Raw genomic sequence first — 14,008 nt, 5'->3', positions numbered from 1 at the left:
CCGGCCACGGAGATTTTGAATGAAGAAAACCCTGCTTTCCCTCGGCACCGCCGCGATGCTGGCGACCGGCCTGGTCGTGCCGATGGCGGCTCCCGCCTCGGCCGCCGTCGTCGCGAACAAGGACGCCGGCACGTTCATCAGTACGCTGGGCGAAGAAAGCTTCGCGGTGCTTAAAACGGGCAATAAGGCGGCCGTCCGCACAAAGTTTCGCGAGCTGCTCTCGACCCATTTCGCGATCGACGCGATCGGCGACCGGTTGATCCGACGCTGGTCCAATCAGATCACGCCGGCTCAGAAGGCCGCGTACAAGGCCGCGATCCCCACGTTCATCATCGGCACCTATTCGGACAATCTTTATGATTATTCGAAGGCGACGATGAAGGTCATCCGCACCGCGCCCGCAGGCAGCGGCTTCAACGTCACGACGGTCGTTTCCAAGCCCGGCGCGCAGCCGATCAACGCCGTGTGGTCGGTCGCGCAGGTCGGGGGTGCGTTCAAGGTCACCAACCTGACCGTCGCCAACATCAACCTGGCGATGACCCAGGCGCAGGATTTCGATGCGATCATCCAGCGCAAAGGCTTCGACGCGCTCGTTGCGATGATGAAGGCACGCGGCTAAAGCACCGCCCATAAGAGGATCGCCCTGCAGGCGCAGGAGATTGATATGAGCAAGATGCATCTGGTGTTTGGCGGTCGGGTCACCGATCCGCGCGGGCTCGATTATGAAGACCTGTCGAAGATCGACGTCGTCGGCTTCTTCCCCGATTATAAGGCGGCGGAAAATGCCTGGCGGGGCGCTGCCCAGCGCACCGTTGACGATGCCGAGATGAAGTACGTGATCGTCCATCTCCACAAATTGCTGGAGCCGGACCTCGGTTGAACCCCGCGCTCCTCGTCATTGCGAGGAGCCGCAGGCGACGAAGCAATCCACTCCGCACTCCGGAATGGATTGCTTCGCTCCGCTCGCAATGACGAGTTTCTGGCGGTCAGGCGCCGCGATACCGCAACAACAGCAGCGGTCGCGCGAGCAGAAGGCCGGCGAGGAAGCCGCCGATATGCGCCCAGATCGCCACGGTGAAGCCAGCGCCGGGCATCGCGAAGCCGATCAGCAGCTGGATGCCCACCCACGCCACCGCAAGCCACACGACGTTGAGCGCATAAGCGACGCGCGGCGGCATGTTGCTGTCGCGCGGGCGGCCGAACAGCAGCGCATACGCGCCGAACAACGCGGAGATCGCGCCGCTCGCCCCCACCATCGGTGACATGTCGAGTGGAGAGGCGAGATACTGGGCAAGCGCGGCGGCATAAGCGCCGATCAGATAGAGCAGCAAGGTGCCGAACGTCCCCACCGCCGCCTCCGTCGCGCGCCCGCAATAGACCAGGATCAACAGGTTGAAGCCGAGGTGGACGATGCCCGCGTGGAGCAATGTCGCGCTGAGCGGTGTGATCCAGACGGGCAGTGCGCCGTCCAGCTCGATCCCGCCGAGCCGCGCGGGAATGAAACCGCCGATGAAGTCGGCAGTCTGCGAAAGGCCGGTGATCGCCAGGATGAAATAGCTGGCGACCGTCGCCGCGGCGATCAGGGTGGTGGCCCGCGCGGGCGGCAGTTTCATGGTCGAACCGACCGGGAACCATCGGCCCGGGGGATCAGATGAACTCGATCTTCGACACGACGTAGAAGCGCTCGCCCGACGGCACGGTCACTTCGACATCGTCGTCGACCTTCTTGCCGATGAGAGCACGGCCGAGCGGCGAGTTGTAGCTGATCTTGCCGTCCTTGGCGTTCGCCTCGGTCTGGCCCACGATCTGATACTTTACCGGCTTGTCGTCCTCGTCGAGCATCGTGACGGTCGCACCAAATACGATGCGATCGCCCGAAAGGTCGCGCGGATCGATCACCTGCGCGCGGCTCAGCCGATCCTCGATGTCGCTAATCGACGCCTCGATCTGGCCCTGGCGCTCCTTGGCGGCATGATATTCGGCATTTTCCGAAAGGTCGCCATGGGCGCGCGCTTCCTCGATCGCATCGACGATCTGCGGCCGCTCGATTTTGAGACGCGCGAGCTCATCGGTCAGCATGCGATAGCCTTCCTGAAGCATCGGCAACTTCTCAACGCTGGCCATTTGCCTTTAACCCTTTCGTCCGAATGCCCGTCCCAAGACGGCCCTTTCGGGCCGCCCACACTGTTCCTGCAATTGCGGGGGATCAGGCGTGAGGGGCAGAATAATAGGATTGGAGCGCCCGTACTTCAAGCTTGCGCTCGCGAAGGGCCGCAATCGCCTCCACCGCGGCGACCGACGCGGCTGCCGTCGTGAAGTAGGGAACCTTGCCGTAGAGCGCCGTCGTGCGGATCGACTGCGAGTCCTGCAGCGACTGCCAGCCCTCGGTCGTGTTGAAGATCAGGTCGACATCGCCGTCCTTGATCTTGTCGACGATATTGGGTCGACCCTGCTGGACCTTCAGGACATTTTCGATCTGGAGACCCGCATTCTGCAGATAATCGGCGGTGCCGCTGGTCGCGATCACGCGGAAGCCCATGTCGAGCAGCTTGCCGATAGCGGGCAGGATCTGCGGCTTGTCGCCATCCTTGACCGAGACGAACACGGTGCCGGCCAGCGGCAGCTTCGTGAAGGCACCGAGTTGTGCCTTGGCAAAGGCGGTCGCGAAATCGCTGTCGATACCCATGACCTCGCCGGTCGACTTCATTTCCGGCGACAGAACGGGGTCGACGCCGGGGAAGCGCGCCCAGGGGAACACCGCTTCCTTGACCGCGATATGCTTGATGTCGATGTCGATCTTGGGCAGCGCCTTCAGCTTCTCGCCCGCCATCACCCGCGCCGCGATCTTGGCGATGGGGATGCCGATCGCCTTGGCGACGAAGGGCACGGTGCGGCTGGCGCGCGGGTTGACCTCGATCAGATAGACCGTGCCGTCCTTCACGGCGAACTGGACGTTCATCAGGCCGCGGACCATCAGCGCGCGGGCCAATGCATCGGCCTGACGCTTGATCTCGTCGATGATGTCCTTGGGCAGCGAATAGGGGGGCAGGGTGCATGCGCTGTCGCCCGAATGGACGCCCGCTTCCTCGATATGCTGCATCACGCCTGCGATCACGACATCATCGCCGTCGCAGATCGCATCGAGATCGACCTCGATCGCGTCCCGCAAATATTGATCGATCAGGACCGGGCTGTCGCCCGACACCTGCACCGCGGTGGTGATATATTGCTCGAGCTGCGCGGGATCCTCGACGATCTCCATCGCGCGGCCGCCCAGAACGTAGGACGGGCGCATGAGGACGGGATAGCCGACCCGCTCGGCGACGGCGAGCGCCTCTTCCCGGCTGCGTGCCAGGCCGTTGCGCGGCTGGTTGAGGCCCAGATCGGAAACGAGCGCGGCGAAACGCTCGCGATCCTCGGCCAGGTCGATCGCGTCGGGCGAGGTGCCCAGGATCGGGATGCCCGCATCCTCCAGCTCCTGCGCGAGCTTGAGCGGGGTCTGCCCGCCGAACTGGACGATGACGCCCTTCAGCGTGCCGTTGGACATCTCGACATGCAGGATCTCCAGCACATCTTCGGCGGTCAGCGGCTCGAAATAGAGGCGGTCCGACGTGTCGTAATCGGTCGAGACGGTCTCCGGGTTGCAGTTGACCATTATCGTCTCATAGCCCGCCTCGGCCAGCGCGAAGCAGGCGTGGACGCAGCAATAGTCGAACTCGATCCCCTGGCCGATCCGGTTGGGTCCGCCGCCCAGGATCACGATCTTCTCGCGATCGGTCGGGTTGCTCTCGCACTCGGGCTCGCCGAAGCTGGGCGCTTCATAGGTCGAATACATGTAGGGCGTCTTGGCTTCGAACTCGGCCGCGCAGGTATCGATCCGCTTGAAGACCGGGCGCACGCCCAGCTTGTGGCGGTGCGCGCGCACCTCCTTTTCGGTAATGCCGCCGGTCATGGCCTTCAGCGCATCGTGGACGATGCCGCCGCCGCGCGCCTGCCCGGTCGCATTGCCCGCAAGGTTGCCCGACTGCAGCGCCAGCCAGGCGAGCCGCTTGTCGGAGAAGCCCATGGCTTTCAGCTTTCGCAAGCCTTCGGCGTCGTTTGGCAGGCCGTCACGGCATACGCTTTCCTCGGCCGCGACGATCTCGGCAAGGCGATCGAGGAACCAGGGCTCGAACTTCGCGATCTTGTGGATTTCGTCGACGGTCAGCCCTTCGCGCAAAGCCTGCGCGGCGACCAGCAGACGATCGGGGGTCGCACGCGCCAGTTCGGCCTCGATGCGGGCCTTGGGCGCGCCCCTCAATTCGTCGATCACATTGAAACCGACCAGGCCGGTTTCCAGACCGCGCAGTGCCTTCTGCATCGATTCGTGGATATTGCGGCCGATCGCCATCGTCTCGCCGACCGACTTCATCGCGGTCGACAGCAGCGGCTCGGCGCCCTTGAACTTTTCGAACGCGAAGCGCGGGATCTTGGTGACCACGTAATCGATGGTCGGCTCGAATGACGCCGGCGTCGCGCCGGTGATGTCGTTCATGATCTCGTCGAGCGTATAGCCGACCGCGAGCTTGGCGGCGACGCTGGCGATCGGGAAGCCGGTCGCCTTGGAGGCGAGCGCCGACGAGCGCGACACGCGCGGGTTCATCTCGATCACGACCAGACGACCATCGGCGGGGTTCACCGCGAACTGGACGTTCGAACCGCCCGTCTCGACCCCGATCTCGCGCAGCACCGCGATGCTCGCGTTGCGCATGATCTGATATTCCTTGTCGGTCAGCGTCAGCGCCGGCGCGACGGTGATCGAGTCGCCCGTGTGGACGCCCATCGGATCGACATTCTCGATCGAACAGATGATGATGCAGTTGTCGTTCCGATCGCGGACGACCTCCATCTCATATTCCTTCCACCCCAGCACCGATTCCTCGATCAGCACTTCGGTGGTGGGGGACGCATCGAGACCGCCGGTCACGATGCGGATGAACTCGTCCTTGTTATACGCGATGCCGCCGCCGGTGCCGCCCATGGTGAAGCTGGGGCGGATGATGGCGGGCAGGCCGACATAGTCGAGCGCGCGCAGCGCCTCGTCGATGCTGTGCGCGGCTTCGGAACGTGGGCTTTCGAGGCCGATCTTGTCCATCGCCTGCCGGAACTTCATCCGGTCCTCGGCCTTGTCGATCGCCTCGGCATCGGCGCCGATCATGATGACGCCGTACTTTTCCAGCGTGCCGTCGTTGAACAGCGCCAGCGCGGTGTTCAGCGCGGTCTGCCCGCCCATCGTCGGCAGGACGGCCATGACCTCGTCAGGATGAAGCTCCCGCTCCTTCTCGATGATCCTGGCGACGATCTCGGGCGTGATCGGCTCGACATAGGTCGCGTCGGCCATGTCCGGATCGGTCATGATCGTCGCGGGGTTCGAATTGACGAGGACGATGCGATAGCCCTCCTCGCGCAGCGCTTTGCACGCTTGCGTCCCCGAATAATCGAACTCGCACGCCTGCCCGATGACGATCGGACCGGCACCGATGATGAGGATGGAGGAGATGTCGGTGCGTTTGGGCATATCTTAAGCTGTCTTCTTCAACTGACCCACGAATTGCTCGAACAGATAGTGGCTGTCCTGCGGGCCGGGGCTGGCTTCGGGGTGGTATTGGACGCTGAAGGCGGGCTTGTCGGTAAGGCGCAGGCCCGCGAGCGATCCGTCGAACAGCGAGATGTGGGTCGCCTCGGCGTTTGCAGGCAGGCTGTCGGTGTCGACCGCGAAACCGTGGTTCATCGAGGTGATCTCGACCCGGCCGTCATCGGTGCGCTTGACCGGGTGGTTCGCGCCGCGATGGCCCTGGTGCATCTTGAAGGTGCGCGCGCCCACGGCGAGGCCGAGCATCTGGTGGCCGAGACAAATGCCGAAGATCGGCTTGCCGACCTCGAGCAGCTTCTTGATCACCGGCACCGCATATTCGCCGGTCGCGGCGGGATCGCCGGGGCCGTTCGACAGGAACACGCCGTCGGGATTGTGCGCCATCACCTCGTCGAAGGTCGCGGTCGCGGGGACCACCGTCACCCGCGCGCCGGCGGCGACGAGGTTGCGCAGGATGTTGCGCTTCAGACCATAGTCAATCGCGACGACATGCGGCGCATCCGGCCCCGCCGCGTCGACATCATAGCCCTGGCCCAGCGTCCAGAGGCCGTCGCGCCATTGATAGCTTTGCGTCGCCGACACGTCCTTCGCCAGATCCATGCCTTCGAGGCCGGGCCAGCTCTTGGCCTTCTCGATCAGCGCGGCGACGTCGAACTCGCCCTTGGCATTATGCGCGATCACGCCGTTGGGCGCGCCGCCGATGCGGATCGCGCGGGTCAGCGCGCGGGTGTCGACCCCCGAAATGCCGATGCGGCCATTATGCTTGAGCCAGGCGTCGAGATGCTGGGTGTTGCGGAAGTTGGCCGGAGCGGTCACGTCCTCGCGCACGATCATGCCCAGCGCGTGGGGGTTGATCGCCTCGATATCCTCGGGGTTGGTGCCGACATTGCCGATATGCGGGAAGGTGAAGGCGATGATCTGCCCGGCATAGCTCGGGTCGGTCATGACCTCCTGATAGCCGGTCATTGCGGTGTTGAAGCATACCTCGCCCACCGCATCGCCTTCGGCCCCGAAGCCGCGGCCCCAGATGACGGTGCCGTCGCCCAAAACCAATACGCCGGTGGCACCCTTGGGTGGTGTCAGACGCGCGCTATCGGTTTCGGCCACTTTGGGCTCCTTTTGTTGGGGTCGGCGGGTGGGCAAACGGCGGCGTAACTAGGTGGGGGATGGGGGCGGGTCAATTCTATTAAAATGCGGCCGAACGTGCTAGCAGTCCCGCTTTACGATCCTGAACAGGCATCCCCATGATTCGAGACGATATCAAGACGGCGCTCGTCGTCGCTATGAAGGCGCGCGAGGCGACCACGACGGCCGCGATCCGCCTGATCCAGTCGGCGATCAAGAATCGCGACATCGAACTGCGCACCGCCACGACGCAGCCCGACGACGATCTGCTTGTCACCGAAGTGCTGCAGAAGATGATCAAGCAGCGCCGCGAATCGATCGAGATGTTCGAAAAGGGCGGCCGCCAGGAACTCGCCGACGCCGAAGCGGCCGAGGTGGCTGTGATCGAACGCTTCCTCCCCGCCCAGATGTCCGAGGACGAAGCCAAGGCCGCGATCGACGCGATCGCGACCGAACTCGGCGCGTCGAGCGTCAAGGACATGGGCAAGGTGATGGCCGCGCTCAAGGAGCGTCATGCGGGCCAGATGGACATGGCCAAGGCCAGTGGGCTGGTGAAGGCGCGGTTGGGGTAAGTGGAGGACGCGGAGGTTTCTACGCCTCTGCCCGCCTCCCCACCCCGCTCGTGTCGAGCGAAGTCGAGACACGTTCACAATGCCGGCCAGCGTGTCTCGACTTCGCTCGACACGAACGGGGGTTTATCAGACAAAGGCATATGGCTTTCTGGGCATATATCCTGCGCTGTGTTGATGGCCTCTACTATACTGGGCACACTGACGATCTCGACCGCCGGATCGGTGAGCATATGCACGGGGGTTACTGCGAATTCACCAGCCGCCGACGGCCCGTCAAGCTGATGTGGGCGCAGGATTTCCCGAGCCGGTACGAAGCGCTCGATTCCGAGCTGCGGATCAAGGGCTGGTCGCGTGCCAAGAAGGAAGCGCTCTTTGCTGGCGATTGGCAGCGAGTATCGTTTTTCGCACGGCCCCCGCGTGAACGTGTCTCGACTTCGCTCGACACGAACGGGGTGGAAGAGAGCCGCCGCAACCCAACTCCGTTCGTGTCGAGCGAAGTCGAGACACCGTTGGGGGAGTAAGCATGTCCCTCTCCCCCCAGTTCCTCGATGAAATCCGCGCCCGCACGACGCTGTCGACCCTCATCGGCAAATCCGTAAAACTCACCAAGGCCGGGCGCGAATATAAGGCCTGCTGCCCGTTCCATAACGAGAAGTCGCCGAGCTTCTACGTCAACGACGACAAGGGCTTCTATCACTGTTTCGGCTGTTCGGCGCATGGCGATGCGATCCGTTTCCTGACCGAATCGCAGGGGTTGCCCTTCATCGATGCGGTCAAGGAACTCGCCGCCGCCGCCGGCATGGAGATGCCCGCGCCCGATCCGCGCGCCGCCGAACGGCACGAACGCGAGCTGGGGCTGCACGAGGTCACCGGCGCCGCCGAACGCTGGTTCGTCGATCAACTGGGCGGTATCGAAGGTGCCGAGGCGCGCGCCTATCTCAAGCGGCGCGGGATCGACGAGGCGCTGCAGAAGGCGTTCGGCATAGGCTTCGCGCCCGATTCCCGCGGCAAGCTCAAGGCCGCGCTCAAGCAATATGGTGACGGCCCGCTGGTCGAGACCGGGATGCTGATCCAGGTCGAGGGCAAGGAGCCTTACGATCGCTTCCGTGGTCGCGTGATGATCCCGATCCGCGATCAGCGCGGGCGCACGATCGCATTCGGCGGGCGCATCCTCGACACCGGCGAGCCCAAATATCTCAACAGCCCGGAAACGCCGCTGTTCGACAAGGGGCGCAGCCTCTTCAACATCGATCGCGCAGGACCCGCATCGCGCAAGGCCGACCGGATCATCGTGGTCGAAGGCTATATGGACGTGATCGCGCTGGCGAAGGCGGGCATCGACGAGGCCGTCGCCCCGCTCGGCACCGCGCTGACCGAAGGGCAGATGGAGCGACTGTGGCGCCTCGCCGACGCGCCGATCCTGTGCTTCGACGGCGACAAGGCGGGGCAGAAGGCGGCGCTGCGCGCGGCCCAGCGGGCGTTTCCGATCTTGCAGCCGGGCAAGTCACTGGGTTTCATCACGCTGCCGGGCGGGCAGGACCCGGACGACTTTCTGAAAGCCAATGGCCGTGATGCTTTCGAGGCCTATCTGGCGCGCCCCCGCTCGATCATCGACATCGTGTGGGATGCCGAGGCTGCCGACATCGACAGCGCCAATCCGGACGACAGGGCGAACCTCCGGTTCAAGCTGGACGAGTTCGCGGCGACATGCCCGAACCAGATCATCGCCGCCGAATATAAGCGGGCCTTCCGCGACATGTTCTACGAGCAATTCGGGTGGAAGAAGCAGGAACGTGTGGCGATCGCGAATGCGACCCTTCGCACGAAAGCGACCGAACAGACCCCGTTGCCTGAGATGTTCATGCGAGCATTGTTGATCGGATTGTCTCGCCAGCCGCAATTGATCGGCAAACATGCCGAGGAAATCGCGCAGCTCGAGATCGAAGACAAGGAACTCTCGAATTGGCATCGGGCCATTTTCAACGCGGCAATTACTCGCCCGGGTCTTGATAGCGACGCGATGGAGTCCATATTGGACTCGTTGAAGCTGACGGCGCGGCAACGGCGAGGCATTCAGGCAGAGCTGCCATATTCGTTTCTGAAGCCGGGTACGCCCAGCGAGGATGCATCGATGCAGCTTTCGGGCATGATCGAGCAGCTGAGCCGGGGACAGGCGATAAGGGAAGAGTGGAACCGGCTGGAAGCGCAGCTGGTTGCAGATTTATCGGAGGCCGACTACCAAGCGGTAGAATCGGCCCTGAAAACATTGCGTCTCGCCGAAGCGGAGCTAAGGGAGCGCGGGTACAAAATTAGCGGTATCTCCGCTGAGGGCTAGGTATTTAGATGGCGAAATCGAACGGTAGCGAAGCGGCTGAGCGTAACGAGAGTGGCGATGCGCCCCTGATCGACCTCAACGAAGCCTCGCTCAAGAAGCTCATCGCGCGGGCCAAGCGCAAGGGCTACATCACCTACGACCAGCTCAACGAAGCGCTTCCGCAGGACCAGATGTCCTCGGATCAGCTCGAAGACGTCATGTCCGCGCTCAACGAAATGGGCGTCAACATCGTCGAGAACGAGGATGCGGGCGAGGATGCCGAGCCCGAGGACGACAGCGCCGATGAGGCCGCCGCGTCCGAGGAGGGCGAGACCGCCCCGACGCTGACCAACGTCACCAAGAAGGAAACGGTCGATCGCACCGACGATCCCGTCCGCATGTACCTGCGCGAGATGGGGGCGGTGGAGCTCCTGTCGCGCGAAGGCGAAATCGCGATCGCCAAGCGGATCGAGGCCGGTCGCGACACGATGATCCTGGGCCTGTGCGAATCGCCGATCACGTTCAACGCGATCATCGACTGGTCGACCCAGCTCAACGAAGGCACGATGCAGTTGCGCGAGATCCTCGATCTCGATGCGATGCTCTCGAAGGGCCCGACGGCCGAACAGGTCGAGGGTGCGGAAGAGGGCGGAGAAATCTCCGCCGAAACGGCCGGCCCCAGCTTCAAGGAAGAAGAAGAGCCCGAGGAAGAGGCGGCGCCCGAAGGCGACGACGAGGATTCGATGACCGAGCGCCGCGCGCCGCGTCCGTCGGATGACGAGGAGGAGGACAACACCCTCAGCCTCGCGCAGATGGAAGAGCAGCTCAAGCCGCTCGCGCTCGAAAAGTTCGCGACCATCACCGATCTCTACAAGACGTTCTCCGCGGTGCAGGAAGCCCGCCTCAATGCGCTGGGTGTCGGCAACGACTTCGCGGCGCGTGAAGAGGAGCGTTATCAGGAACTGCGCGAGCAGCTCACCGCCGAGGTCGAGAGCGTCCAGTTCCATGGCGCGAAGATCGAATATCTCGTTGACCAGCTTTATTCGTTCAACCGTCGCCTGACGACTTTGGGCGGCCAGATGCTGCGCCTGGCCGAGCGCCACAAGGTACCGCGCAAGGACTTCCTCGATCGCTACATCAACCACGAGATGGAAGAAGGCTGGCTCGAGAAGGTCGCCGGCATCGACAAGAAGTGGGCGGCGTTCGCGACGAACGAGGTCGACGCGGTCGAACGGATTCGCGGTGAGATCGCCGAAATCGGCCAGGCGACCGGCATGGCGCTGGTCGAGTTCCGTCGCATCGTCAACATGGTCCAGAAGGGCGAGCGCGAGGCGCGCATCGCCAAGAAGGAAATGGTCGAAGCCAACCTGCGCCTCGTGATCTCGATCGCGAAGAAATATACGAACCGCGGCCTGCAGTTCCTCGACCTCATCCAGGAAGGCAATATCGGCCTGATGAAGGCGGTCGATAAGTTCGAATATCGCCGCGGCTACAAATTCTCGACCTACGCAACCTGGTGGATCCGTCAGGCGATCACGCGCTCGATCGCCGATCAGGCGCGCACGATCCGCATCCCGGTCCACATGATCGAGACTATCAACAAGCTGGTGCGTACCTCGCGTCAGATCCTCCACGAAATTGGCCGTGAGCCGACGCCCGAGGAACTGGCCGAGCGGCTGTCTATGCCGCTCGAAAAGGTCCGCAAGGTGATGAAGATCGCCAAGGAGCCAATCTCCCTCGAAACGCCCATCGGCGACGAAGAGGATTCGCACCTGGGTGATTTCATCGAGGACAAGAACGCGATCATCCCGGTCGACGCGGCGATCCAGGCGAACCTCAAGGAAACGGTTACCCGCGTCCTGGCGAGCCTCACCCCGCGTGAGGAGCGCGTGCTGCGCATGCGCTTCGGCATCGGCATGAACACCGATCATACGCTCGAGGAAGTCGGCCAGCAGTTCAGCGTGACCCGCGAACGCATCCGCCAGATCGAGGCGAAGGCGCTCCGCAAGCTCAAGCATCCGAGCCGCAGCCGCAAGATGCGGTCTTTCCTGGATCAGTAAGTCTAAGCCCCGCTTCGGCGGGGCTTTTTCGTTGTAGTGCTGGTCAGCGCCGCAGCAGGAACACCGCCTGTTCGGCGCGCAGGTTCGCGGCGGCCGCACCGCGACGACGATCGCCACTCAGGAACCACGCATTCTCCACGGTGATCCCGCGTTCGGCGACGAAGGCGCGGAAGTCCTCGATCGTGAGCTGGTGGATATTCTCGGTCTCGTACCAGCTGACCGGCAAGGCCGCCGTTACCGGCATCCGTCCGCTCCACATCAGCGACCAGCGCACCCGCCAATAAGCGAAATTGGGGAAGGATACGAAGGCGCGGCGGCCGATGCGCAGCAGGTCGTCCAGCACCCGGTCGGGCGAGCGTGCGGTCTGCAGCGTCTGGCTCAGGATCGCATAATCATAGGTGTCGTCGGGATAGTTGATCAGGTCGGTATCGGCGTCGCCCTGGATCACCGACAGGCCGCGCGCGACCGCGGCGCTGACGTTCGCGCCGTCGATCTCGATCCCGCGCGCGTCGCATCCCTTCGCGTCGCGCAGCACCGCCATCAGCTCGCCGTCGCCGCAACCGATATCGAGCACGCGCGATCCGCTCGCGACATTGTTCGCGATGATCGCAAGGTCGGGACGCAGGCTCATGTCGGCTCCCTCAGCGACGCTGCGAAATCGGGCGAAAGCCGTTCCATATAATTTTGCGGCCGGATCGGCGCGTGGAAGCCCAACGCCTCATAGACGCCGTGCGCGTCCTTGGTGACGAGACCTATGCGGCGCAGGTCGGCATAGTCGGGATGCTCGACGAACCAACGGACCATATGCCGGCCCAGACCCTTTCCGCGCTCGGCCTCGTCGATCCATACGTCGGCGATCCAGCCGAAGGTCGCGCGATCGGTGACCATGCGAGCATATCCGATCTGTTCGACGCCGCGATAGGCCCCCAGGCAGTGCGATCCCGCCGCCGCCTTTTCGACCAATTCGCGCTCGATCCCCGGCGACCAGTAGCTCGATGCGAGCCACGCATGAATCCGGTCGAACTGGAGCCGCGCGGGATCGTCGGAGAGCAGGATGTTCTCGCTCATTCGCCGGCCCTCTTCGTCCCGTTCGTGTCGAGCGCAGTCGAGACACTGCCCCGCGCGCCCAGCCAGCGTGTCTCGACTGCGCTCGACACGAACGGGGAAGGGGAACTCATTCGCCGGCCCTCAGGAAGCCGTCGACCACCCGGTTGAGTTCGGGCACGTCGAGCAGGAAGGCGTCGTGGCCGAAGGGCGAGGACAGCTCGACGAAGCTCACCGCCGCACCCGCCGCGTTGAGTGCGTGGACCACAGCGCGCGATTCCGATGTCGGGTAGAGCCAGTCGGTGTCGAAGCTCACCATGCAGAAGCGCGTATTCGTGCCCTTGAACGCATTGGCGAGCAGGCCGCCATGCTCTTCCGCCAGGTCGAAATAGTCCATCGCGCGGGTGATGTAGAGGTACGAGTTCGCGTCGAAGCGATCGACGAAGCTGATCCCCTGGTGACGCAGATAGGATTCGATCTGGAAATCGGCGTCGAAGCCGAAGCTCTTGGCGTCACGTTTCTGGAGGCGACGGCCGAATTTTTCGGTCAGCCCCGCTTCGGACAGATAGGTGATGTGCGCCGCCATCCGCGCGACCGCGAGGCCGGCGGTCGGCGCCTTGCCATCGGCATAATAATCGCCGCCGCGCCATTGCGGGTCGGCCATGATCGCCTGCCGTCCGACCTCATGAAAGGCGATGTTCTGCGCGGAATGGCGTGCGGCCGATGCGATCACGACGGCGCTGCGGACGCGATCGGGATAGGTCGCCGCCCATTCGAGCACCTGCATCCCGCCCATCGATCCGCCGACCACGGCCTGCAGCGTGCCGATGCCGAGATGATCGACCAGCATCGCCTGCGCGCGCACCATGTCGCGGATCGTGATGACCGGGAAGCGCATCGCATAAGGCGCGCCGCCCGGATCTTTCGACGCGGGGCCGGACGAACCCAGGCAACTGCCCAGCACGTTCGAACAGATGATGAAATGGCGCGCCGGATCGATCGGCTTGCCAGCGCCCACCATCCGCGTCCACCAGCCGGGCTTGCCGGTGATCGGGTGGGTCGATGCGACATGATGATCGCCGGTCAGCGCGTGGCAGATCAGGATCGCGTTGGAGCCGTCGGCATTCAGCGTGCCGTAGGTTTCGTAGGCGATCTCGACCGGCGACAGGCGCGCCCCGCCGTCCAGCGCCAACGGGCCGGGCAGCGAGACGGTGCGGGCTAGGCCGAAGCGGGCGTCGTCGGACATGGGAAGCGGGGGCTA

At 63.8% G+C, this 14,008-nt stretch carries 13 protein-coding genes; 6 read left to right on the top strand and 7 right to left on the bottom strand.

The features are described 5' to 3' along the window. Window positions 1–19 precede the first annotated feature (19 nt). On the top strand, window positions 20–619 hold the full coding sequence (locus FYJ91_RS13535; protein WP_149522800.1) for an MlaC/ttg2D family ABC transporter substrate-binding protein: 600 nt from the start codon (window positions 20–22) through the stop codon (window positions 617–619). A 45-nt stretch (window positions 620–664) separates the two neighbouring features. Beyond that, the gene (locus FYJ91_RS13530) at window positions 665–880 is read left to right on the top strand and encodes a DUF4170 domain-containing protein (RefSeq protein WP_149522799.1); all 216 of its coding nucleotides are present in this window, start codon (window positions 665–667) and stop codon (window positions 878–880) included. 106 nt (window positions 881–986) lie between these two features. Here the strand turns inward: FYJ91_RS13530 and FYJ91_RS13525 are convergent, their stop codons facing one another. From FYJ91_RS13525 to carA, 4 genes are all read right to left on the bottom strand, one after another. Continuing rightward, window positions 987–1,613, bottom strand: coding sequence for a rhomboid family intramembrane serine protease (locus FYJ91_RS13525; RefSeq protein WP_149522798.1), 627 nt, complete (start codon window positions 1,611–1,613; stop codon window positions 987–989). 34 nt (window positions 1,614–1,647) lie between these two features. Next, a complete protein-coding gene (gene greA / locus FYJ91_RS13520) occupies window positions 1,648–2,124 on the bottom strand; it encodes a transcription elongation factor GreA (protein ID WP_149522797.1) in 477 nt (158 codons plus the stop codon). An 82-nt stretch (window positions 2,125–2,206) separates the two neighbouring features. Next, the gene (gene carB / locus FYJ91_RS13515) at window positions 2,207–5,557 is read right to left on the bottom strand and encodes a carbamoyl-phosphate synthase large subunit (protein WP_149522796.1); all 3,351 of its coding nucleotides are present in this window, start codon (window positions 5,555–5,557) and stop codon (window positions 2,207–2,209) included. A gap of 3 nt (window positions 5,558–5,560) precedes the next feature. Next, window positions 5,561–6,739 carry a glutamine-hydrolyzing carbamoyl-phosphate synthase small subunit gene (gene carA / locus FYJ91_RS13510; protein WP_149522795.1) on the bottom strand — a complete coding sequence of 393 codons (1,179 nt, stop codon included), beginning with the start codon at window positions 6,737–6,739 and terminating at the stop codon, window positions 5,561–5,563. Between the two features lie 137 nt (window positions 6,740–6,876). Between carA and FYJ91_RS13505 the strand changes: the two genes are divergently transcribed. The 4 genes from FYJ91_RS13505 to rpoD all read left to right on the top strand — a co-directional run bounded on the left by FYJ91_RS13505 (window position 6,877) and on the right by rpoD (window position 11,703). Continuing rightward, entirely contained in the window at window positions 6,877–7,329 is a 453-nt protein-coding gene (locus tag FYJ91_RS13505) for a GatB/YqeY domain-containing protein (protein WP_149522794.1), read from the top strand. 140 nt (window positions 7,330–7,469) lie between these two features. After that, window positions 7,470–7,850, top strand: a complete 381-nt coding sequence (locus FYJ91_RS13500) for a GIY-YIG nuclease family protein (RefSeq protein ID WP_149522793.1) — start codon at window positions 7,470–7,472, stop codon at window positions 7,848–7,850. A 2-nt stretch (window positions 7,851–7,852) separates the two neighbouring features. Further along, complete coding sequence (gene dnaG / locus FYJ91_RS13495) at window positions 7,853–9,664, top strand: DNA primase (RefSeq protein WP_149522792.1); 1,812 nt, start codon at window positions 7,853–7,855, stop codon at window positions 9,662–9,664. 8 nt (window positions 9,665–9,672) lie between these two features. Continuing rightward, window positions 9,673–11,703, top strand: coding sequence for an RNA polymerase sigma factor RpoD (gene rpoD / locus FYJ91_RS13490; protein ID WP_149522791.1), 2,031 nt, complete (start codon window positions 9,673–9,675; stop codon window positions 11,701–11,703). 43 nt (window positions 11,704–11,746) lie between these two features. On the opposite strand, the gene metW is transcribed toward rpoD, so the two are convergent. From metW to metX, 3 genes are all read right to left on the bottom strand, one after another. Next, a complete protein-coding gene (gene metW / locus FYJ91_RS13485) occupies window positions 11,747–12,334 on the bottom strand; it encodes a methionine biosynthesis protein MetW (RefSeq protein WP_149522790.1) in 588 nt (195 codons plus the stop codon). After that, window positions 12,331–12,771, bottom strand: coding sequence for a GNAT family N-acetyltransferase (locus FYJ91_RS13480; protein ID WP_149522789.1), 441 nt, complete (start codon window positions 12,769–12,771; stop codon window positions 12,331–12,333). The genes metW and FYJ91_RS13480 overlap by 4 nt, the downstream gene beginning before the upstream one ends. Window positions 12,772–12,877: 106 nt before the next feature. After that, complete coding sequence (gene metX, locus FYJ91_RS13475; protein ID WP_149522788.1) at window positions 12,878–13,993, bottom strand: homoserine O-acetyltransferase MetX; 1,116 nt, start codon at window positions 13,991–13,993, stop codon at window positions 12,878–12,880. Window positions 13,994–14,008: the final 15 nt, after the last annotated feature.

The sequence above is a fragment of the Sphingomonas montanisoli genome (assembly GCF_008274695.1).
Taxonomy (GTDB): domain Bacteria; phylum Pseudomonadota; class Alphaproteobacteria; order Sphingomonadales; family Sphingomonadaceae; genus Rhizorhabdus; species Rhizorhabdus montanisoli.
This window is presented reverse-complemented; position numbering and strand designations above follow the sequence as displayed.